24 protein-coding genes and 2 pseudogenes are annotated in these 20,453 nt (G+C 32.3%); 18 read left to right on the forward strand and 8 right to left on the reverse strand.

Going from position 1 to position 20,453, the window contains the following annotated elements; genetic code table 11:
* From UIB65_RS03465 to UIB65_RS03475, 3 genes and pseudogenes are all read left to right on the forward strand, one after another.
* Positions 1 to 257 (forward strand): annotated as a pseudogene (locus tag UIB65_RS03465) (hypothetical protein); the annotation flags it as partial.
* A gap of 397 nt (positions 258 to 654) precedes the next feature.
* Positions 655 to 2,265 (forward strand): thermosome subunit alpha, encoded by a 1,611-nt coding sequence (gene thsA, locus UIB65_RS03470; protein ID WP_330039734.1) that lies wholly within the window; start codon positions 655 to 657, stop codon positions 2,263 to 2,265.
* A gap of 45 nt (positions 2,266 to 2,310) precedes the next feature.
* A complete protein-coding gene (locus UIB65_RS03475) occupies positions 2,311 to 3,324 on the forward strand; it encodes an adenosylcobinamide amidohydrolase (RefSeq protein ID WP_330039735.1) in 1,014 nt (337 codons plus the stop codon).
* Here the strand turns inward: UIB65_RS03475 and UIB65_RS03480 are convergent.
* Positions 3,308 to 3,526: an exodeoxyribonuclease VII small subunit gene (locus UIB65_RS03480; protein WP_330039736.1), complete on the reverse strand. Its 219-nt coding sequence runs from the start codon at positions 3,524 to 3,526 to the stop codon at positions 3,308 to 3,310. The genes UIB65_RS03475 and UIB65_RS03480 overlap by 17 nt on opposite strands.
* On the reverse strand, positions 3,526 to 4,785 hold the full coding sequence (gene xseA, locus UIB65_RS03485) for an exodeoxyribonuclease VII large subunit (RefSeq protein WP_330039737.1): 1,260 nt from the start codon (positions 4,783 to 4,785) through the stop codon (positions 3,526 to 3,528). The genes UIB65_RS03480 and xseA overlap by 1 nt, the downstream gene beginning before the upstream one ends.
* Positions 4,786 to 4,980: 195 nt before the next feature.
* On the opposite strand from xseA, the gene UIB65_RS03490 reads away from it, so the two are divergent.
* The gene (locus UIB65_RS03490; RefSeq protein ID WP_330039738.1) at positions 4,981 to 5,211 is read left to right on the forward strand and encodes a PRC-barrel domain-containing protein; all 231 of its coding nucleotides are present in this window, start codon (positions 4,981 to 4,983) and stop codon (positions 5,209 to 5,211) included.
* 9 nt (positions 5,212 to 5,220) lie between these two features.
* Positions 5,221 to 5,745, forward strand: coding sequence for an orotate phosphoribosyltransferase (gene pyrE, locus UIB65_RS03495; protein ID WP_330039739.1), 525 nt, complete (start codon positions 5,221 to 5,223; stop codon positions 5,743 to 5,745).
* 38 nt (positions 5,746 to 5,783) lie between these two features.
* Here the strand turns inward: pyrE and UIB65_RS03500 are convergent, their stop codons facing one another.
* From UIB65_RS03500 to UIB65_RS03515, 4 genes are read right to left on the reverse strand one after another with little or no spacing between them, the layout of a single operon-like run.
* Complete coding sequence (locus UIB65_RS03500; protein ID WP_330039740.1) at positions 5,784 to 6,290, reverse strand: MogA/MoaB family molybdenum cofactor biosynthesis protein; 507 nt, start codon at positions 6,288 to 6,290, stop codon at positions 5,784 to 5,786.
* A gap of 18 nt (positions 6,291 to 6,308) precedes the next feature.
* Positions 6,309 to 6,554, reverse strand: a complete 246-nt coding sequence (locus UIB65_RS03505; RefSeq protein ID WP_330039741.1) for a winged helix-turn-helix domain-containing protein — start codon at positions 6,552 to 6,554, stop codon at positions 6,309 to 6,311.
* 54 nt (positions 6,555 to 6,608) lie between these two features.
* Positions 6,609 to 7,406 carry a transcriptional regulator FilR1 domain-containing protein gene (locus UIB65_RS03510; protein WP_330039742.1) on the reverse strand — a complete coding sequence of 266 codons (798 nt, stop codon included), beginning with the start codon at positions 7,404 to 7,406 and terminating at the stop codon, positions 6,609 to 6,611.
* A gap of 5 nt (positions 7,407 to 7,411) precedes the next feature.
* Entirely contained in the window at positions 7,412 to 8,197 is a 786-nt protein-coding gene (locus UIB65_RS03515; RefSeq protein WP_330039743.1) for a transcriptional regulator FilR1 domain-containing protein, read from the reverse strand.
* Positions 8,198 to 8,491: 294 nt separating this feature from the next.
* Here UIB65_RS03515 and UIB65_RS03520 point away from each other — a divergent pair, with 294 nt between their 5' ends.
* The 4 genes from UIB65_RS03520 (at position 8,492) to UIB65_RS03535 (ending at position 11,920) form a co-directional block, all read left to right on the forward strand.
* Positions 8,492 to 8,998 (forward strand): ribonuclease VapC, encoded by a 507-nt coding sequence (locus UIB65_RS03520; RefSeq protein ID WP_330039744.1) that lies wholly within the window; start codon positions 8,492 to 8,494, stop codon positions 8,996 to 8,998.
* Positions 8,995 to 10,116 carry a DUF2117 domain-containing protein gene (locus UIB65_RS03525; RefSeq protein WP_330039745.1) on the forward strand — a complete coding sequence of 374 codons (1,122 nt, stop codon included), beginning with the start codon at positions 8,995 to 8,997 and terminating at the stop codon, positions 10,114 to 10,116. Before UIB65_RS03520 ends, UIB65_RS03525 begins: the two co-directional genes overlap by 4 nt.
* A gap of 15 nt (positions 10,117 to 10,131) precedes the next feature.
* Positions 10,132 to 11,103, forward strand: coding sequence for a methanogenesis marker 2 protein (locus tag UIB65_RS03530; RefSeq protein WP_330039746.1), 972 nt, complete (start codon positions 10,132 to 10,134; stop codon positions 11,101 to 11,103).
* A 61-nt stretch (positions 11,104 to 11,164) separates the two neighbouring features.
* Positions 11,165 to 11,920 carry a DUF4013 domain-containing protein gene (locus UIB65_RS03535; protein WP_330039747.1) on the forward strand — a complete coding sequence of 252 codons (756 nt, stop codon included), beginning with the start codon at positions 11,165 to 11,167 and terminating at the stop codon, positions 11,918 to 11,920.
* 9 nt (positions 11,921 to 11,929) lie between these two features.
* Here the strand turns inward: UIB65_RS03535 and UIB65_RS03540 are convergent, their stop codons facing one another.
* Both UIB65_RS03540 and UIB65_RS03545 read right to left on the reverse strand, forming a co-directional pair.
* Complete coding sequence (locus UIB65_RS03540; RefSeq protein ID WP_330039756.1) at positions 11,930 to 12,220, reverse strand: Ada metal-binding domain-containing protein; 291 nt, start codon at positions 12,218 to 12,220, stop codon at positions 11,930 to 11,932.
* A pseudogene (locus tag UIB65_RS03545) lies at positions 12,197 to 12,550 on the reverse strand (thermonuclease family protein); the annotation flags it as partial. The gene UIB65_RS03540 and the pseudogene UIB65_RS03545, both read right to left, overlap by 24 nt.
* Positions 12,551 to 12,808: 258 nt before the next feature.
* Here UIB65_RS03545 and UIB65_RS03550 point away from each other — a divergent pair.
* The 9 genes from UIB65_RS03550 to UIB65_RS03590 all read left to right on the forward strand — a co-directional run.
* Complete coding sequence (locus tag UIB65_RS03550) at positions 12,809 to 14,356, forward strand: methanogenesis marker 3 protein (RefSeq protein ID WP_330039748.1); 1,548 nt, start codon at positions 12,809 to 12,811, stop codon at positions 14,354 to 14,356.
* A complete protein-coding gene (locus UIB65_RS03555) occupies positions 14,328 to 14,795 on the forward strand; it encodes a methanogenesis marker 6 protein (protein ID WP_296804386.1) in 468 nt (155 codons plus the stop codon). Before UIB65_RS03550 ends, UIB65_RS03555 begins: the two co-directional genes overlap by 29 nt.
* A gap of 15 nt (positions 14,796 to 14,810) precedes the next feature.
* Complete coding sequence (locus UIB65_RS03560; protein ID WP_330039749.1) at positions 14,811 to 15,266, forward strand: methanogenesis marker 5 protein; 456 nt, start codon at positions 14,811 to 14,813, stop codon at positions 15,264 to 15,266.
* 4 nt (positions 15,267 to 15,270) lie between these two features.
* Complete coding sequence (locus UIB65_RS03565; RefSeq protein WP_330039750.1) at positions 15,271 to 16,512, forward strand: methanogenesis marker 15 protein; 1,242 nt, start codon at positions 15,271 to 15,273, stop codon at positions 16,510 to 16,512.
* Positions 16,513 to 16,528: 16 nt separating this feature from the next.
* On the forward strand, positions 16,529 to 17,089 hold the full coding sequence (locus tag UIB65_RS03570; RefSeq protein WP_330039751.1) for a methanogenesis marker 17 protein: 561 nt from the start codon (positions 16,529 to 16,531) through the stop codon (positions 17,087 to 17,089).
* Positions 17,090 to 17,155: 66 nt separating this feature from the next.
* A complete protein-coding gene (locus UIB65_RS03575; RefSeq protein WP_330039752.1) occupies positions 17,156 to 18,022 on the forward strand; it encodes a radical SAM protein in 867 nt (288 codons plus the stop codon).
* 57 nt (positions 18,023 to 18,079) lie between these two features.
* A complete protein-coding gene (locus tag UIB65_RS03580) occupies positions 18,080 to 18,559 on the forward strand; it encodes a metallophosphoesterase (RefSeq protein WP_330039753.1) in 480 nt (159 codons plus the stop codon).
* Between the two features lie 16 nt (positions 18,560 to 18,575).
* Entirely contained in the window at positions 18,576 to 19,496 is a 921-nt protein-coding gene (locus UIB65_RS03585) for a manganese-dependent inorganic pyrophosphatase (RefSeq protein ID WP_330039754.1), read from the forward strand.
* A gap of 235 nt (positions 19,497 to 19,731) precedes the next feature.
* Positions 19,732 to 20,453, forward strand: a 722-nt coding sequence (locus tag UIB65_RS03590; RefSeq protein ID WP_330039755.1) for a s-methyl-5-thioribose-1-phosphate isomerase, incomplete at its 3' end; no start/stop codon positions are given.

Genomic DNA, 20,453 nt, shown 5'->3' on the forward strand with positions numbered 1-20,453 from the left:
AAGATTATGTTTCACTTCAAACCAAATTGGAAAGTGAAATTAACACCAAGGATAGTGAACTGAAATATTTGAGGGAACAAACCATTCCTAAAGAGGATTATCTTAAACTTCAAAATGAGTTGAATAGGAAAAATGATAAAATTAAAAGGTTGGAAGAGATTAATACTTTCTTCAATGAGCTTCAAGAAGAACAAGAAGCTTATGAAACTATGGATTCAACTCCACCTTTCAGATTGGAGAAAAAACAGGGTAGATAATTTTTATCTATCTTTTCTTTGCTTTTTTTTAATATTTTTTATAATTGTTTTTGCATAATTCTACTTTTTTCAACATCGAATCTATATGTTGTTGTGACTTATATATTTTAGAATAGATATGTGTCATATAATCTATGGTGTATACAATTATCTTCATAGTTTAGGTTGTTATTATTAAAATACTTGGAGGATATTGTCATATTTTGGGGCGTAATTTTTTGAAAATATTTTGATTTGCTTTTTTCTTACTTTTATTTACTTTATACCATAAAGTATTTATATAACCTTAAACTCATGTATTATGTAGAAAGGTTTAGTCAACACTAAAACTTATTTTCTCATGTTGATATTTAAACTGATCTAATTATTTTATAAAATTAAAAAAAGGTGATTATTAATGGCACAAGGACAACCAATTTTTATTTTACCTGAAGGTACTAACAGGTCTGTCGGTAGAGATGCACAAAGAAATAACATTTTAGCTGGAAAAGTATTAGCTGAAACTGTAAGAACTACTTTAGGTCCAAAAGGAATGGACAAAATGTTAGTTGACGGACTTGGTGATATTGTAGTAACCAACGATGGTGTAACAATCTTAAAAGAAATGGATATTGAACATCCAGCAGCAAAAATGCTCGTAGAAGTAGCAAAAACCCAAGAAGACGAAGTTGGAGATGGAACTACTACTGCAGTAATCATTGCTGGAGAATTATTAAAAAAATCCGAAAACTTACTCGATTCAGACATTCACCCAACAATCATAGCTATGGGTTACAGAAAAGCTGCTGAAAAAGCACAAGAAATATTAGATGAAATCGCAATCGATGATGTAGATTCCGAAACTTTATTAAAAGTAGCTATGACTGCTATGACTGGTAAAGGAACTGAAGCAGCACGTCAACCATTAGCAAAATTAATTGTTGACGCTGTAGAAGCAGTAGAAGATGACGGTGAAGTTGACATCGACAATATTAAAATCGAGAAAAAAGATGGTGCTGTTGTTGAAGAATCCAACTTAGTTGAAGGTGTAATTGTAGACAAAGAAAGAGTACACCCAGGTATGCCATCTGAAATCAAAGGCGCTAAAATCGCATTAGTCAACGCTCCATTAGAAGTAAAAGAAACTGAAATGGATGCAGAAATCACTATTACTGATCCTGCTCAAATGCAAGCTTTCATCGAACAAGAAGAAAAAATGGTTAAAGACATGGTTGACAAAGTTGTTGCTGCTGGTGCAAATGTATTATTCGCACAAAAAGGTATTGACGACTTAGCACAACATTACTTATCCAAAGCTGGCGTTTTAGCTGTAAGAAGAGTTAAAAAATCAGACATCGAAAAATTATCCAGAGCTACTGGCGCTAACGTAGTTACAAACTTAGATGACTTAACCGCTGATGACTTAGGTGATGCTGGAATCGTAGAAGAAAGAAAAATCTCCGGTGAAGACATGATCTTTGTTGAAGAATGTAGCGGAGCTAAATCCGTAACCTTATTCGTAAGAGGAAGTACCAAACACATTGTGGATGAAATTGTAAGAGCAATTGAAGACGCAATCGGTGTTGTAGCAGCTACTGTAGAAGATGACAAAGTTGTTGCTGGTGGAGGAGCTCCTGAAATTGCAATGGCTAAACAACTCAAAGATTACGCAGAATCCATTTCTGGAAGAGAACAATTAGCTGTAAACGCATTTGCAGAAGCTTTAGAAATCGTACCAAAAACCTTAGCAGAAAACGCAGGTTTAGACAGCATCGACTCATTAGTAGACTTAAGAGCTGCACAAGAAGACTCCTACTACATGGGATTAGATGTATTCACTGGTGAAGTAGCAGACATGAAAGAAGCTGGCGTAATTGAACCAAAACGTGTCAAAAAACAAGCTATCCAATCTGCATCTGAAGCAGCTGAAATGATTTTAAGAATCGATGATGTAATTGCATCAACCAAAGGCCCAGAAGACATGGGTATGGACCCTTCCGCAATGGGCGGAATGCCTCCAATGATGTAAATATAAGAAATTTTTTATAATTTCTTTTCTTTTTTTATTTTTTTTATGTATTCTGATAGACTCATATTCAAAACATCACTTGGTGATGAATTTTTTTATTTAAAAGATACTATTTTAATTAAATTTGGAGTCAATCGTAATGGAATTTCCACATCTGAATTGAACGGTGGAAGTCATGACTTATATAAATCTGTTTTCAACCAGCACTTGTCACAGGATAAAATTGACTATTTGGAAAATCATGATGTTGGTCAGTACCTGATTAATGAATGTGAAAATTTAGATATTGATTTTAATTACTCCACAGGTCTCATAACCTTGGCTGAAATGAAAAATGTCAGCATAGTTGTAAAAGAGTATAAATCTATTGAAGTGATTGCAGTTACAACTGCTGGTGTTAGAACTAATGCCGTATGTGCTGGTGATGAGGCTGCATATTACGAAGAAAACGGAAGCTTCGGAACAATCAATACAATAATTTTAATTAATTCTCATCTGAATCATGATGTTTTGGCTCATGCTTTGATGGTTGCAATTGAAGCAAAAACTGTAGCATTAAACGATCTGAAAATTCCTTCTCAATATTCAAATAATTATGCCACTGGTACTGGAACTGATGGTGTTTGCATTTTCTCTAATTTGGAATCTGACAATAATTTAAAAAATGCAGATAAACATTCGAAATTGGGTGAACTGATTGGAAAATGTGTAATTGAATCAGTTGAAAAGGCAATCGGAAAACAGGTGTGGATTACAAGGAAATCCCAATCAAATGTATTAGTTCGTTTAAATAGGTATTCCTTGGGTATTGATGAATTTTATAATAATTTGGATTGTAACAAATTAGAATTTCTAAAGCAACTTCAAATTGACTCTAAAAAACAAGAAAATGTAGCTATCACAACTTCAATTTTAAATCTAATTGATGAAATGAATTTAGGTTTGATTGAAAAACAAAATGCCTATGATTTGGCTTTAAAAATAAAAGAGGAATGTGATAGTTATCCTGTAAAAAAACTTTTAGATTATTGGATAAACTATTTTATTCACTCACATTAAAATCGATTATTTCTCCATTTTCTTGCACGATTTTTGCTATTGATTCTTCTGCAGTGTTTAATTTGTCATTACAAATTTTAACTAGGTCCATAGCTTTTTTAAATTCTTCAATGGCATCGTCTAGTGGCACATCTCCATTTTCCAATTTGTTAACAATTTCTTCTAATTTTTCTAAGCTTTCCTCAAAAGTCAAATTTTCCATTATATCACCTTTGTATTAACGGTTCCGTCATCAAATTCAATGTCCAATTCATCACCAGATTTAACATCTTTTGCACTTGACACAATTTTGTCATTTGATTTGGTGATTGAATAACCCCTTTTCAATGTTAAAAGAGGATTTAAAATTTCCAGTTTTTCAAAATTTCTCAAATAGGCTTCTCGTTTGTGCTTTGTTATTTCACTTGGATTTTTCAAAACAATTGAGTTTTCCAATTTAAACAACTTGTTTCTATTTTGCGAAATTGTATTTTTGGATGCATAATTTAGCTTGTTTATCAAGTTGTCCAAATGCATTCCTTTTATTGAATATATTTCTTCGGGATTTTTCAAAACTTGTTTTTTGGAAATATGATTCAGTATTAACCTTTTTTCGCTAATATTGTCATTAATATTTTTAGTCAATTTACTTTTCAGTGTATCCAATCTGAAGTTCACTTCACTTAATTTCGGCACTGCAAGTTCTGCAGCTGCAGTTGGTGTGGGTGCACGCTTATCGGCTACAAAATCAGAAATTGTAAAGTCAACTTCGTGACCTACTGCACTTATGACTGGTATTTTACAGTCATAAATTTCACGTGCAACAATTTCTTCATTAAAAGGCCATAAATCTTCAATGCTTCCCCCGCCCCGTCCTATGATTAATGTATCTAGGTCATAGTTTTGAGCATATTTTATTTGCTTTACAATTTTAGCAGCGGCTTGATCTCCTTGAACGAGTGTTGGAAAAATAAGTATTTTACAAATGGGATATCTTCTTTTGATTGTTGTAATGATGTCCTTTATTGCAGCTCCGGTTGATGCTGTAACAACTCCAATATGTTTTGGGTATTTTGGTATTTCTTTTTTATGGGAATCATCAAACAATCCTTCTTTTTTAAGTTTCTTTTTCAATTGTTCAAAAGCAACATGTAAATTTCCAACTCCGTCTTCGGTGATTTTGGTGGCATATAATTGATATTTGCCGTTTTTTACATAAACTTCAATTTTCCCTTTGATAATTACTTTCATACCATCTTCCGGTTCAAATTCAAGGAATCTATCTTTCATGCCTTTAAACATCACTGCATCGATTTGTGAGTTCTCGTCCTTTAGAGTAAAATAACTATGTCCACTAAAGGCATTAGTTTTGAAATTAGAAATTTCTCCTTTAACTAATATGTTTTTAAAGTTTGGATCCATTTTTAATTTACGATTAATTAGTGAATTTATTTCGGATACTGTGTATGTTTTTTCATTCATGTATTCACCTTGAAATCAATATTGTTATTATGTTGTTTATATTTAATACAATTTTTCATTTCCCGTTTGAATTATTTTGTTGCTCTAAATGTTGTATTCAAGTTGATAAATTAGTATGTAATTTGATTAATGTTTGAATAATGAAGGTAAATGTATTTTAAATTGAATGTACAAAATATGTATAGGTGATTTTTCATGAAAATTAAAGATGAATTATGTGGAAAAGAAGTTATCGATGCAGATATCCAAATAGTTGGAAAAATTAGTGATGCTATTTTTGATAAGGATACCTTTGAATTAACTGACATCGTAATTAAAAAAACTGGTTTTTCAGAACAAATCAAAGCTAGTGAAAATGTCATTCCGATTGAATTAATAAAAGTAATTGGGGATAAAGTTTTACTTAAAGGCGAAGACGATATATAATTGATTAATATGGTTTCTAAAGAATATTTAATTGAGTTATTAAAGGAAAATGAAGTTTTTCTTGAAGGTGACTTTACATTATCTTCAGGTAAAAAAAGTAACTATTACATTAATATGAAAAAAGCTATTACTGAACCTGAAATATTATCCACCATTTCTAAGTTAATCACTGACCAAATTAAAAATGATGATATTGATAAAGTTGCAGGTCCCGCTTTGGGAGCAGTTCCTATAGCTACTGCAGTTTCTCTGGAATCAAAACTTCCGTTATTGATGATTCGTAAAGAAAAGAAAGGATATGGTACTTCAAAACTAATTGAAGGCGAACTTTTAGAAGGTGATGATGTAATTGTTGTCGAAGATGTTTCTACTACTGGAGGATCACTTTTAAAAGCGATTAAAGCCATACAGGAAAATGGCGGTAATGTAAAAAGAGCTTTTGTTGTAGTTGATAGACAAGAAGGTGCTATCGAAGAATTTGAAAAAGAAGGCATAACACTTGAGCCTTTAATAAGTGTTGATGAATTTTTTTAAGAAATAAATGATGAAAAATTAATTTCATCATTTAAATCCTATTTTTTAATATGATGAACCACATGGGGCAGTTCCTCTATAATGATATTGCATGCAGTTTTTACTGCATTGGGAGAACCGGGCATTGAAAAAATTGCAGTTTTTTTGTAAATTCCTGCAGTAGCTCTGGAAAGTAGTGCAGCAGCACCAATTTCCTCGTAGGATTTAGCTCTAAATAGTTCTCCAAAACCCTCAATTCTCTTTTCAAAAAGTGATTCAACCGTTTCAACTGTGATGTCACGAGAGTCAAGCCCTGTTCCACCAGTAGTTAAAATTACATCAATATTTTCATTAATCATTTCATTAATTGATTTAATTAAATCTTCCTTTTCGTCAGGAATTATTTTTTTGGATTTTAGGGTGTATCTTGATTCAATTTCATTGGCTATATATTTGCCAGATAAGTCTGCCTTTTCTGATTTTCTACTGTCGCTTAATGTTATTATTCCGCAGCTAATATCATTAGATGATTTTTTTTGATGTTCGTTTGAAGTTTCACTTTTCATTATTTATCCCACTTAAATCTATTTTAAACATTTCTTAATTTGGTTGTAGTCAGATATATTATTTGTTAATTTTTCCGTCAGGTAGTATAGTGCTCCGTAATGGTCTCCATCTCTAACGATAAAGTCCATTTCTTCCATAATTTTTATATGATATACTGTTGTTTTGTATGTTATTCCCAATTTATGGGACAATTGATTTGCGTTATGTGGACGTTCCAGTAATTGGTCTATAATTTCGATTGTTGTTTTTCCTCCTTTTCTCATTATTAATAGTTCATTTAAATCTTTTATAACCTGGTTCATAATGATTTCCCTTCATTATTTTATATATTTTTCATATAATTTTGAACCCCATTTGAGTGTGTCTTCTGATTCTCCAATCAAGATTTGAGAATCATCATAGTGTCCATCTTTAAAAAACAGGGTCAATGATATGAAATTCGCTGAATAAGTTAAAAATATCTTCAAATTTTTTTTTATTGGTATAATTTTCACTTTTTTATTTCCAAGTAAGTGTTCTTTAAAACTTTTATTTGATTTAATAGATTTTAATATGTCTTCACTGATAATCAACTCCAGATATTTTAATTTATTTTTATCTAAAAGTTCAATCATGTGCTTAATGTGATTTTCAGAATATATTGGCAGTATTATCTTTAACTCGCTTGATGTGGATATTAATTTCAGATATTTGTTGAATGCGTTCGATAAATCACTTGTGGTTGATGTAATGTATGTAGCATCTTTTAATAAATGCATGTTTTTGAGCAGTTCCTGTGGAATGTCATTGAGGTCATGATTGTCCCAAAAAGAAGTATTGTTATTGATTGATGACCAATTTTCAATAAGTTTGATCATGTTAGTAGCGAGTAGATATCCATGGGATGTTAACTGATATTGTTTTTGAACTTTGTTGATTATATTTTTTGTCTCTAGTTCTTTAAGTCCATGCAATATTGTGGCCGAAGGTTTTTTCAGTTCATTTCTCAGTTCCTCTAAATTTCTTGGTGCATTATACATTGCTAAAATTAGTTTAGAACGCATGGTTGAAGTCAATATGTATTTTATATTTTTAAATTCGTTGTTTAATTCTTGTTTAGTCTGTAAATTTGTCATACGTATCACACTTCGTCTTTTATAAAGTTAAAAAGATCATTTGCCCATTTTTGTGACTTTTCACAAGAAGAGGTCAATAATCTATTCTGGTCAAAACTGCCGTCACTTTTAAACAGTCCTAAGCTCATGGTTTCATCACAAATTATCAAATACAAGTTTAATTCTTTTGTGGTGGTATGTACTTTTAGGTTTCCATTCTTTACTGCAGCTTTTCTCTTGTCTTTGTCAATTTCAGAAATTATTCCGTTGAACATGTTCTTTGGAATAATTATTTCGACATTGCCGTTTTCTTCTATAATATTTTCTATCAATAGAGGATAATCTGGATGGAGATATGGAAATATTGCTTTAATGGTTTTAGACTGCAGTATATTCTCTTTAATTGTGTTGTGTGTTCTGTAGATATCTAATGGTGTAGTTTCCACCAGTTCTGAATTTTTTAAATCATTTATGTTTTGCATTGAATTAATGCTTAGTTGATTAATGTTATGCTTATTCCAAAATTCATTGAAATTGTTAATTAAATCAACGCTGTTTTTAAACTCCATCAGTTGATTGTAATATATTTCACTCAATGTATTTATGTGGTATTTATTTTTCTTTTTGGTAACATAGTCACGCTCCTCAAGTTTTACCAGATTGCTTGATATGGAACTGTAAGTTATATTTGTCTTGTTTACAAGTTCCTTTACAGATTTTGGTTCTTTTTGTAGTTCACTTAAAATTTTCAGCCGTATTTCGGATTTTGCAAAGAATTTGATTTCACTATTTAGGTCATATTGACTTATCATGTATTCAACCTCCATTAAAAATTCATAAAAATGTAATTAATTTTTCATGAATCTTTCTTTCAATATCAAATTTAATTGTTTAGTGTTAAATAGCTTTTTTAACAATTCCCTACCAATTCCCTACCAATTCCCTATCAATTCCCCCATAATTCCCCCCAATTTCCCTACCAATTCACTACCAATTCCCCCCAATTTCCCTACCAATTCCCTCCAAATTTCATGGTAAAATTTGACAAGTTTTTTCTCATAAAAATTTCCCAAGTTTTATTAATTCTGTAAAATAAAGATAATTACATGGAAATTTTTTATGTGTTGGATGCATCGGCATTTATTAATGGATTTCAATTGGATTCTAAAAATAATTTCACAGTCCCCGAAATTACTTTTGAAATTAAAGATTTTGAGTCACGTTTAAAATTTGATGAGGCAATTGATGAAAGTCGTTTGATTATTCAGGATGTTCCGGAGAAATATTTAAAACTGGTGGATGAAATAATATCCAAATCCGGAGATAGTTTAAGATTATCATTTCCTGATAAAAAATTGATTTCTCTCGCTTATATGATGTGTGATGAAGGTAAGGATGTAAAAGTTATTACAGATGATTATTCGATTCAGAATACATTAAAGATAATGAATATTCCATATTCTGGGATTATTACTGAAGGGATTAAAGGAATTTACAATTGGAAAAAAGTTTGTGAAGGTTGTAAAAAGGAATATGATGACGATTATCCTTTTGATGATTGTGAAATTTGCGGATCAAAAATATTTAAAAAAAGAATTAAGGTGAATAAATGAGGATTGGTGTTGTTGTCCATGGTCCAAATATAATCGATTCTGGTTATGCTTTAAAATTGATAAATTTGCTTGATGAATATGGGGATGTTACTGCAAGATTGGGCGGAACAATGGGCAGGACAGCAGTTATTGATGCTAGTTTGGAAAATATAATCAATATAAGAAAAAAATTGGTTCCAAGCGATTCGTTAAAGATATTTCACGATGATGATGTTGATATGATTTTTTTACTTAATTATGGTAAATCTGATGTAACTGGTCAGGTTTTTGGATATAAGGTTTATAATCATTATGCTGATAAAATTGATGATAATAGGATTCCAGTTATTCAAATTGAACGTCCTGGTGAAAAAGATGGCAGCATTATTCAATGGAATGGGAATTCTGAATTGACTGGTGAATTGTCTCAAAGATTAAATCTGAATTTAATAACTCCAAAAGAGGTTTACGACAACCATATTAGGCAGGATAATGTTTGTGATAATCAAACCCATAGAATTGTTCATGGCGTAAGTCCCAATGAAAATATCATGGTAAATAGTGTAGTTATTGGTAAAACCAACTCGGATAAACTTATATTGATTGCAAAGGATGATGTTATTGTTGATATTGTGGGAGGCACTCTCAAAAGTCATGGTGTTGAAAAACTGGGTGAAGTGGACCTTGAAAATGCAATAATTAAAACTGGTCTTTTAAGAAAATCCAAAGTTTCTCCAAGGATTTTAAAAAGAGAAGAAAATGACAATTTTGAAGTTGCATTTTTAGACCATGCTGGAGAGGATGTTTATAAATTCAGGCATTGTGATGTTGTAATAACTATTGGTGATGATACTACTTTAATTTCTTCGGATATTTTATATAGATTTGATATACCTATAATTGGGATTACTGATGGAGATTTGGACAAGGTTGTGGAAGATGGATTTAAGGCTAAAAATTCTATCATTTTTGAGGTTGAAAGTGGTTTTGATGATGTCTGTGGTCAAGCTATTGAAATGAAATTATTTGGGGATAATCATATTTCCTCTGATTTTTCAGATATGGGTCAACTTGAAGAAAAAATCGTTGGAATAATAAAAGATATTAAATGTAAATATAAAATTAATTATATTGATTAGGCAGGAAGTGTTTGAGTGGATTTGAAAAGTCTTGTAAAAACAATTCAAGAATTTGAAGGTGTATCACGTAAAAGTTCTATCAATAATGTAATTTCTCTTTTAAAAGAATCTTATAACGTTTCCGGAAATGTTGTTATTGATATCGGTGATGATGCTTCTGCGATAGATATCGGAAATAATCAGGTCGTATTGGTTGCAGCTGATGGAATATGGGGACAGATAATGAATGTCAATCCATATTGGGCTGGATATTGTGCAGTTTTGGTTAATGTGAATGATATTGCTGCCATGGGTGGTAAACCATTAGCTATGGTTAACATCATGTCTATAAGCAATGATGGGATTTATGAAGATTTATTGAGAGGAATCAAAGACGGATGTTTGAAATTCGGTGTTCCTATGGTTGGCGGACATTTGCATCCTGATGGAGATTCCGATTCTTTAGGTGTGGCAATTGTAGGTATTGCACAAAAAGATAAAATTATTACCAGTTTCGGTGCTGAAGTAGGAGATAAGGTAATTGTGGCAATTGACCTGGACGGTAAACCTCATGAAATGTTTAGTTTAAATTGGGACACAACTTATGATAAAGATGCACAACTTGTACAGGACCAGATTACTGCAGTCCAATATTTGGCGGAGCATGATTATATTAAATCAGGTAAGGACATTTCAAATCCTGGAATTCTTGGAACTTTGGAAATGCTTTTAGAAACATCAAAAAAAGGCGCTGTTGTTAATTTGGAAGATATTCCTAGAAATGAAAGTGTTGAATGGGCGGATTGGCTTAGGTCATATCCTGGATCTGGATTTGTATTTACTGCTGATGAGGATTGCTGTGAATATATTAAAGAGTATCTTTCAGGATTTTCTATTGAAGCTAATGTGGTTGGTGAGGTAACAGATTCCAATTCTCTTATATTAAATTATGCTGGTGAACAGGAAGAAGTTTTCAATCAAGAAAAAAATCCGGTATTCCTATTTTAAGTGATTATGTGCAACCAATCGCAAAAAATGGAAATGAAATGTAGTTTGTATGGTGTTAATGATGGACTTTGGAAAGATTATTTCAAACTCATTCAAGTATCCTTTCAGAAACATTAAGAAATTGCCGATTCTCTTTATTCTATTTATCTTAATAGCCATTATACCAATAGGTGTGGTGATAGACAATAAATATCTTTCAATCATTGGTTTGATTGGATTTTTCATATTTATTCTCATTGTGCCGGGATATTTGTTTTCTATGGTTAAAATAGGTTTAAATGAATCTTCCATGTTTCCTTCACTGGATTTTGGAAATACTGTTCGTGACTCTCTTAGGGTATTGGTATTGAGGATGGTGTATATGATTGTGCCGGCATGCTTGTTTTTCGTTCTTTTATATGGTTTGGGCATATCCGTCAGGAATATATTTGACATGAAGTCTGTTGGTTTTTTACTGACATTAGGCGTGTTTTTCCTCATAGCTCTTATAATATATGCTCTATTTGAATTCTTGTTATTTTTTGCCAAAGCTAGATTGGCATATTTAAATAGTTTAAAGGAAGCCTTAAAAATCCATGAAGTTATTAGGGATATTTTTAATATTGGAATACTCAATATAATCAAATGGTTAATAGTCATGGCAATATTGGTGGTTGCTTTTACATTTATTTCGGCATGGGTAATTGAAATTCCATATGTTGGATTTTTAATATATGTCTCTATAGTTATTCCAATATTGGAAAGTATTGGTAATTATTCTTTAGGACTGTTATATTCAAATATTGCTAGAAAAAACAATTATTTGGCCAAATATTAATAAAAAAAATTAAGGATTGCATATTTTACAAGGTACATATCCTTGGTTTATAGCATCCGACCTGCTTGATAAGAATATTTTATTTCCTTCAGACATTTTAGATACGCTGTTGCAGCTTGCAAGGTGGAACTTTCCGGTATTTGCATTGGCCACATAACTTCCTGATCCTGAAGAACCTGAAGAAGAGCTATCGCTTGAATGGCTGGAGCTGGATGATGAAGATGAACTGTGTGTATCTGCAACATGAGTGTTGCCATTGGCCCAGTCATATGGATAGAACTCACTTGGTGGCATATACATAATCTCGGCGAGCCCTTCTTTTAAAAGCATTTCATTAACATTTTTTCCATCAACAATAACAACGGCTAATGTACGACCATATTTGTCATTGTGTTTTGAATCGTCAATGTCTAATCCTACAGTTTTTCCCAGGCACAATTTTTGAACAAAGTTTTTAGATGCAATGTATCCTTCAACACCTCTTTCAGGTGTGTTGACACCAACAAAACGTACTTTTTCACCGTTGTCCAAATATATTGTATCTCCATCGACGACCTGTGTGCACACCGCACTTTCTTCAACATGGCAATCAGTATCACTGTATTTGCTTAAGATATCTGATTCGGACATGTCTGAGTATTTGGAACTTGGAATATTATGTGAAAATCCTGTTCCAGTGTATGCGCTTGCAAATGAAATTGCTCCAATAGCTAATATCAATATTATGAATAAGGAAAAAATATGTTTACGTTTAACTGCCATATTTATATCTCCTACTATTATTGTTATCACTCTGTGTTTATATAATTTTTTAAAACTGAATAAATAATTTTAATATATAAAAAGATTATAAATATATAATATTAAAAATTCTTATTAGGAGATTGTATGTTAATCAAAATTAATGGAGAAGAAATGGATGTGGCAGATGCTTCAACAATTCAAGATGTAATTGATGAAACTAATGCTCCATATACTCCTGGTAGTATTGTTTGTTTAATTAGAGGTAAAAAAGAGCTTGAAAAGAATATTAACAAGTATAAAATTAAAACAAATCAGGGTTCTATAATTATACAATTGGATGAATCCGACGAAGCAAAGCCTTTAGTTGATGTTTGGAAAAATCAATATGAGGGCTTTGTTGATTTGAATATTAGATGGTCCACTCCTACTGAAGTGGCTATCGGACCTATTGTCACTGATTTAGAACCTACTCATGAGGAATTCAAGTATTTTGAAGGGGATGTTGTTTTAAGTTTATCTAGTTTTAGTAATGAGTCTACTCATTTAATAATGCTCAAAGATAATACGACAAATGTTTATGGTGTACCTAATCATAATAAAGGTATTTTTGCACGTGTTATCGGTGGTAAAAAAACCTTAGATAATTTAACTGATGACGATTCTATTGTGGGTATTGAACCAATCATCGAAAGAAGTACTACAACAGATAGTTCTTCAGTTTCTGATTTAAATACTGTTCTTGAAGAGGGAAATGAGTTATTTACTTATATCTCTTTTGATATTGATGAGTCTTCACCGATTTGCGTTGAACATTTGTTTTCAATTATCAAGGATGGTAGAATCAAAGTTTCTTATGATAGTGAATCATTCATAGGTTTTTATGAATTGGCCGGTTTGGAAAAACCTCAAGAACATACCACTCAGAGATCAAGAGGCACTGTTACTGTTAGGAATAATGGTGTCGGTGTTGGAAAGCTATTTGTTTATCGTGAAAATAGGGTTTTAACTCCAAATCATACTACTGTGGGTAAAATTGTAAAAGGTATGGAAATTATTGATATTGCTAAAGAAAATGATTTCATAACTGTTAAATCTGAACAAAAAAGATTAATGTTATTGAATAAAACTCAAAAAGAAGCTACCGAAATGTTATCTTCAGCTGGTGTTGAGCATATGATTGATGGATTGGTCGATGATGATGCTATAATTGTTGAACAAATTCCAAAACATACAATTGACATATTAAAAGAAGGCAGAGTTGTAACTAAAGCGATTAACAAAGATGAATTATGCAGGATTAAATTTTCAGATAACGCACCAAGGTCTGTAAGGTACTTTAAACTATTGTCTGGTCTTTTGGAAAATCCTGTGGGTCAAATTAAAGTTCATTTTGCAGTGCCTGGAATGCATATTGTCATGTTTGAAGGGGATAAAAAAGCTGCTAAAGGTTTAATACCTGAAAATAATCCTATTGATAAGGTAATTAGAGGTCAAATTGGTATCACAAACATGGCTTCAAAAAGTGCTGGTCTGATTGGTATTAGATTTGAAGACAATTTTGAATATGGTCCAACAGCTGAATCTTTTGAAGCAACCAATGTCATTGGTGATATTGTTTCTGATTATGACCGTCTTGAAGAATTAAAAGAAGGAGTTGTAGTTTATGTCACAGAATCTAACCATGAGTCCTGATTTAGGTAAAGAAGATTGGGATCCTGATGTAATTACTCGTATGATATTTATCGGGCCGGGAGCTCGCGTGAGTGAACAGGAAGTTGTAAGTGAATTCCACATGCTTGGATTGCCTCTTACAATTAAAAACACCTGTTATGGATCTATGATTAGTGGTAAAAGTGCAGATGTTTACAAAGCTATTGAGGAGATTAGAAAACTTGACCCTGCACATATTTTCACTAAAGAAAGAGGATTTGCTCCTGGTGACCCTAGAAGATGTAGAGGTCACAGATTCGGTCCTAGGGAAGGTTTCCACCAAATGGAAAAAGAATATAGAATACTTGGTTTTGTTTCCGAAGCTTTGGAAAATCCTAAAGAGGTTACTGTTGAAGAGAAAAAACCGATTAAAGTTGACGAATTTAAAAAAATTATGGATGAATGTTTAGAAAATAAATAATTGATAGGTGAAAACATGGTTAAAATAGCTATTTATCCTCCAAATTCATTAATATTGGCAGATTTACTTGAAAGAAAAGGTCATACTCCTTTAGTTCTTCAAAAACAAATTAGACAAAAAATCAAAGATCCGGAAATTGATTCTCCTCCTATGAATATTACCGAGGAAGATCCAATTAAAGGACTTAAATATGCTGCAATTGAAGTTCCATCAGGTGTTCGTGGAAGAATGTCCATTATTGGACCGATTATAGATGATGCAGAAGCAGCTATTGTGGTTGATGGAGCTCCTTATGGTTTTGGATGTATTGGTTGTGCAAGAACTAATGAATTGTCCATTTTCTTACTTAGAAACAAGGGCATTCCTGTTTTGGAAATTACATATCCTACCAATCAGGATGAAACATACGTTATGGTAAATAAAATAAATGAATTTGTAGATTCACTTGAAGAAACTGCTGAGGAGGAATAATAATATGGTTAAAATTGCTTTAGTTTCATGCGGAACAGAATATAGTGGAATTCAAAAAGAGATTGAAAAGGCAGCAAATAAGTTTGGTGCAGAAATTGTTCTTCCTGAAATTGATTTAGATTATATTGATGAGTCTTATGAAAAATTTGGATTTTCAGCTCAAAGTTCAAGTTTAAAGTTAATGATTGCAAGAGCTATGGCTATTGTTGAAGGCAGATCAAAACCGGATGCGGTATTTATTGCAACTTGTTTTAGATGTGCTGAAGCGGCATTGGTTAGAAATGAAGTCAGACGTTTTATTCAAAATAATACTCGTATTCCGGTAGTTACCTATTCATTTACTGAAAGAACAAAAGCTGATGAGTTATTCATTCGTATGGAAGCATTAGCTACTACTGTAACTCGTAGGAATATTCTTGCTCGTGAAAAACAAGAAGGTCTTACTCTTGGTTTGGATTCCGGTTCAACAACTACCAAAGCAGTGCTCATGGAAAATAACCAGGTTATTGGAACTGGTTGGACATCTACCAAAGATATTATTGAATCTGCACAGACTGCTGCTGCAGAAGCATTTTCCGAAACTGATTATGGTTGGGATGATGTGGATGGTATTGGAACTACTGGATATGGTAGGTTTACTATGGGTCAGGAGTTCGGTGCAGAACTTATTCAAGAAGAGTTGTCTGTTAATGCAAAAGGAGCGGTTTACTTAGCAGATTGTCAAAAAGGTGAAGCTACTGTACTGGATATTGGTGGTATGGATAACAAGGTAATTACCGTAAACAACGGTATTCCTGATAACTTTACTATGGGTGGTATCTGTGCAGGTGCATCCGGAAGATTTTTAGACATGACTTCACGTAGGTTGGATGTTGACATTACTGAATTGGGTCCTCTAGCTGTCCAAGGTGATTGGAGAAAAGCAATGTTGAACTCTTACTGTATTGTATTCGGTATTCAGGACCTTGTTACTACTTTAGCAGCAGGAGGTTCTAAAGCTGATGTTGCGGCTGCAGCATGTCACTCCGTTTCTGAACAGGTTTATGAACAACAACTTCAGGAAATTGATATTCGTGAACCTTTGATTCAGGTGGGTGGTACTAGTTTAATTTCCGGTCTTGTCGAGGCGGTTAGTGAAACTTTAGGTGGAATTGAAGTTATTGTGCCTGAATACTCTCAACACATTGGTGCTGTCGGAGCAGCTCTTTTAGTATCTGGTATGGGACATAGACAAGATAATAAGTAAATAAAGGGTTGGTTTAATGTTAGTTGAATGCTATGATGAAAAAGGAGCAGAAGTTTATGAAATCATCATTAAACAAATATTTCAGGATTTGGTTCTTGGGGCATCAGTCGATGATTTAAAAGCTTATGTAAATCCGGACGATCCTGTATTTGTCTTAGCTATTAAAATGAGAAAAACTTCAAAAGCGATTGCATTTGAAGATGTAGCTAATTTAACATATATGAAGGATGATGATAAAACCATGATTCTGATTGATAATGAGAATTATCTTCCTAATATCCTAAAAGAATTGTGGAAAAGATTTTCAAGAGATGAAATTTATCAGCCAAACAGGTATCAACTCGAAATTGAAGGTGACCATACAGATTTAGCATCATTGGTTGTCGATGATCCTCATTCCAATTTACAAAGACGTATTTATGATGCAATCTTTAGAATATTGCCTGAAGGATTTAAAATAATTAAAGACTTGTCAACTGATGATATTGTTTGTGTTGTGGCTACTGATGAGTTAATTAAGGATGCATGGATTGAAAAAGCACATGAATATATTGATGAGTTAAGCGAAGGTATGTAGAAAAGTTTATATATTTGTTCGTATCAATACAAATTAACGAAGTTATATAATTGGGGAAGTGAGAGTATGGCTGATCATAAAGGTTCAAGATTTGCACACATTACAAAAGCACATCCATGTTTTAATGAAAAAATGCATGATAAAGTCGGTAGAGCACACGTGCCTGTAGCGCCAAAATGTAATATCTTCTGTAATTTCTGTACAAGGGACATTAACAATGAAGAAGATAGGCCTGGTGTTGCAAGTTGCGTTATGAATCCTGAAGCTGCTATTAATCATATTAATGATGTTACTGCAGAAGGTCCAATTTCTGTTGTGGGAGTTGCAGGTCCTGGTGATTCACTTGCTAATGAAGAAACATTCGAATTTTTCGAAAAATTAGCAACAGAACAACCGGATTTGATTAAATGTATGAGTACTAACGGTCTTTTACTTCCAAAATATGCGGATAGACTTGCAGAACTTGGAGTAAATTCTGTTACAGTTACTATAAATGCTATTGATCCGGATATTGCTGTTGATATTTATTCTTTCATTAAATATGAGGGAAAAATATATAAAGGCTATGAGGCAGTTGAAATTTTAATTAAAAACCAATTGGATGGTGTTGAAAAAGCTGCAGCTAACGGTATGGTTGTTAAAGTTAATTCAGTATTAATTCCTGGATTAAATGATGAACATATTGTTGAAATTGCTAAGGAAGTTAAAAAAAGGGGCGCTTCTTTAATGAACATTTTACCATTAATTCCTTTAGCTAAAATGAAACATTATTCTCGTCCAGACTGTTCAATGATGGAAAGCGTCAGGGAACAAGTCGAAGAAATCATACCTGTATTCCGGGCATGTACTCAATGCAGAGCCGATGCTTATGGAATACCTGGTAAGAAAAGCGAAGACCATCATTTAGGAATGACTCCACAAAGTCATTACTAAATCTATTTTTTTATTTTTTATAATAATTTTTTCTTTTAATCATTAAAATATGATATTATGGTTAAAATAGGGATTATCTCTGATACTCACGTTTCTGAAAAGAGGGGAAAACTTAATGAAAAAATTTTTGAATATTTTCAGGATGTGGATTTAATTTTCCATGCAGGAGATATTACTAGTCCAAAAGTTTTAGATGAATTAAGTACAATTGCGCCAATAACTGCCGTAAAAGGAAACAATGATAAGTTTGAATTGGAAAATACTGAGTTTATTTCAGTTAATAGTTTTCAAATTCTTTTAAATCATGGAACAAATTTTTCGGCTAATTTTGACCAGTTATATGAATTTGGAAAAAAATACAATGCCGATATTCTTATCACGGGCCATACCCATAAATCTCATATGGAAATTATTGATGACATGTTGCTAATTAATCCTGGAAGTGCGAGGGGTACAAATGCATCAATAGCAATATTAAATATAGATGAAAAAGATAAATTAATAACTGATATTGATATTGATTTTATAAATTTATAAAAAAGGAAACGATAATATGGTTAAAACTTATGTTTTTGGACATAAAAGTCCTGATAGTGACTCAATTACATCAAGTATTGTAATGACTAATTTAGAAAAAGAATTAGGTAACAGTGAAGCTAAAGCTTACAGATTAGGTAATATTAATAAAGAAACTGAATTCATTTTAAATTATTTAAATATTGAAGCACCCGAACTTTTGGAGAATATAGAAGATGGGGCTAATGTGATTTTGGTTGATCATAACTCTCCTGCAGAATCTGTTGATAATTTGGAAAATGCAAATATATTGAAAGTTGTTGACCATCATAAATTGGCTTTAGAAACTTCTTATCCATTATTTTTAAGATTTGAGCCAGTAGGTTGTACCGAAACAATTTTATGTAAATTGTACGAAGAAAATGGTGTTGAAATAACAAAGGAAATTGCAACTTTGATGCTATCTGCAATTATTTCAGACACTTTACTTTTAAAATCCCCAACCACAACTGATGATGATAAATTGGCAGTTGAAAAACTTGCAAAAATTGCTGAAATAGATGCTGAAGAGTATGGTTTAGAAATGCTTAAGGCAGGTACTGATTTAAGCAGTTTTTCAATCGATGAAATTTTATCATTGGATGCAAAACAAATTGACTTTAAAGATGTAAAATCCATTGTAAATCAGGTAAATACTGCAGATATTTCTGATGTAATGGCAATGAAAGAAGATTTGGAAGAAGGTATGAATAAAATCATTGATGATGAAGGATTGGACTTATTCATGCTTTTAATCACTGATATTGTTAACAGCAACTCTCAGGTAATCGCACTTGGTAAAGATGCAGGTCTTGTTGAAAAGGCCTACGGTGTTAAATTAGAAGATAATACTGTACTGCTTGAGGGCGTTGTATCACGTAAAAAACAAGTAGTGCCTATTATGACTGATAATGCATGATATTTTTAGGTTTTTCTAAAAATATTTGAAATTCTTTGATTTGTATAAAGGTTTATAAACTAGTATGTTAAAATTATAAATTAGATGTATTTTTTTACATCTCTAATCAATCCGTTTTGGATATTATTAGGCGGAAGGCATAATTAAAAATTGTCTATAAATTGGACTTAGAAACTAACAATTAATTATGCTTTCAACTATTTTTTAAAAGATTTTTTTTACATGGTGTTAAGTTATGAAAACACTTGAATGGGAAGATAATAAATTAAAACTTATTGATCAAACAAAACTTCCTGATGAATTAACTTATGTTTGGTGCGAAGATTATCAGGATGTTATAGTTGCTATTCGTGACATGATTGTTCGTGGCGCTCCGGCTATCGGTGTTACTGCAGGCTTTGGAATGGCACTTGCAGATATTGAAGGTGTTGATTTGGATAAGGCAGCTCGTGAAATCAAAGCGGCAAGACCAACTGCAGTTAATTTATTTTGGGCTGTTGATAGAGTATTGAATAGTGAAGACCCTTTAAAAGAAGCTTTAACAATGTATGATGAGGATATGGCAACAAATAGAGCTATTGGAAAATTCGGTGCTGAGGTAATTGATGAAGGGGATACAATTTTAACCCATTGTAATGCTGGAGCTCTTGCATGCGTTGACTATGGAACTGCTTTGGGAGTGATTAGGGCAGCACACGAGCAGGGCAAAAACATTAATGTGATTTGTGATGAGACTCGTCCTAGAGGACAGGGAGCTAGTTTGAGTGTGTGGGAAATGCAGCAAGAAAATATTCCCGTTAAGCTGATTCCTGATGTTGCTTCAGGATTTTTGATGTCTCAAGGTAAAATTGATAAAGTTGTTATTGGTGCAGATAGAATAGCAAAAGGCGGTGTTGTGAATAAAGTCGGTTCTTTTATGGTGGCACTAGCTGCAAAGCATCATGATATACCATTTTA

The organism is Methanobrevibacter sp. (assembly GCF_036307625.1).
GTDB lineage: Archaea > Methanobacteriota > Methanobacteria > Methanobacteriales > Methanobacteriaceae > Methanocatella.

What these genes read in the sequence shown, in the direction of transcription:
- thsA (WP_330039734.1), top strand. Translation starts at nt 655, where the DNA reads ATGGCACAAGGACAACCAATTTTTATTTTACCTGAAGGTACTAACAGG.
- UIB65_RS03475 (WP_330039735.1), top strand. Translation starts at nt 2,311, where the DNA reads ATGTATTCTGATAGACTCATATTCAAAACATCACTTGGTGATGAATTT.
- UIB65_RS03480 (WP_330039736.1), bottom strand. Translation starts at nt 3,526, where the DNA reads ATGGAAAATTTGACTTTTGAGGAAAGCTTAGAAAAATTAGAAGAAATT.
- xseA (WP_330039737.1), bottom strand. Translation starts at nt 4,785, where the DNA reads ATGAATGAAAAAACATACACAGTATCCGAAATAAATTCACTAATTAAT.
- UIB65_RS03490 (WP_330039738.1), top strand. Translation starts at nt 4,981, where the DNA reads ATGAAAATTAAAGATGAATTATGTGGAAAAGAAGTTATCGATGCAGAT.
- pyrE (WP_330039739.1), top strand. Translation starts at nt 5,221, where the DNA reads ATGGTTTCTAAAGAATATTTAATTGAGTTATTAAAGGAAAATGAAGTT.
- UIB65_RS03500 (WP_330039740.1), bottom strand. Translation starts at nt 6,290, where the DNA reads ATGAAAAGTGAAACTTCAAACGAACATCAAAAAAAATCATCTAATGAT.
- UIB65_RS03505 (WP_330039741.1), bottom strand. Translation starts at nt 6,554, where the DNA reads ATGAGAAAAGGAGGAAAAACAACAATCGAAATTATAGACCAATTACTG.
- UIB65_RS03510 (WP_330039742.1), bottom strand. Translation starts at nt 7,406, where the DNA reads ATGACAAATTTACAGACTAAACAAGAATTAAACAACGAATTTAAAAAT.
- UIB65_RS03515 (WP_330039743.1), bottom strand. Translation starts at nt 8,197, where the DNA reads ATGATAAGTCAATATGACCTAAATAGTGAAATCAAATTCTTTGCAAAA.
- UIB65_RS03520 (WP_330039744.1), top strand. Translation starts at nt 8,492, where the DNA reads ATGGAAATTTTTTATGTGTTGGATGCATCGGCATTTATTAATGGATTT.
- UIB65_RS03525 (WP_330039745.1), top strand. Translation starts at nt 8,995, where the DNA reads ATGAGGATTGGTGTTGTTGTCCATGGTCCAAATATAATCGATTCTGGT.
- UIB65_RS03535 (WP_330039747.1), top strand. Translation starts at nt 11,165, where the DNA reads ATGGACTTTGGAAAGATTATTTCAAACTCATTCAAGTATCCTTTCAGA.
- UIB65_RS03540 (WP_330039756.1), bottom strand. Translation starts at nt 12,220, where the DNA reads ATGTATATGCCACCAAGTGAGTTCTATCCATATGACTGGGCCAATGGC.
- UIB65_RS03550 (WP_330039748.1), top strand. Translation starts at nt 12,809, where the DNA reads ATGTTAATCAAAATTAATGGAGAAGAAATGGATGTGGCAGATGCTTCA.
- UIB65_RS03555 (WP_296804386.1), top strand. Translation starts at nt 14,328, where the DNA reads ATGTCACAGAATCTAACCATGAGTCCTGATTTAGGTAAAGAAGATTGG.
- UIB65_RS03560 (WP_330039749.1), top strand. Translation starts at nt 14,811, where the DNA reads ATGGTTAAAATAGCTATTTATCCTCCAAATTCATTAATATTGGCAGAT.
- UIB65_RS03565 (WP_330039750.1), top strand. Translation starts at nt 15,271, where the DNA reads ATGGTTAAAATTGCTTTAGTTTCATGCGGAACAGAATATAGTGGAATT.
- UIB65_RS03570 (WP_330039751.1), top strand. Translation starts at nt 16,529, where the DNA reads ATGTTAGTTGAATGCTATGATGAAAAAGGAGCAGAAGTTTATGAAATC.
- UIB65_RS03575 (WP_330039752.1), top strand. Translation starts at nt 17,156, where the DNA reads ATGGCTGATCATAAAGGTTCAAGATTTGCACACATTACAAAAGCACAT.
- UIB65_RS03580 (WP_330039753.1), top strand. Translation starts at nt 18,080, where the DNA reads ATGGTTAAAATAGGGATTATCTCTGATACTCACGTTTCTGAAAAGAGG.
- UIB65_RS03585 (WP_330039754.1), top strand. Translation starts at nt 18,576, where the DNA reads ATGGTTAAAACTTATGTTTTTGGACATAAAAGTCCTGATAGTGACTCA.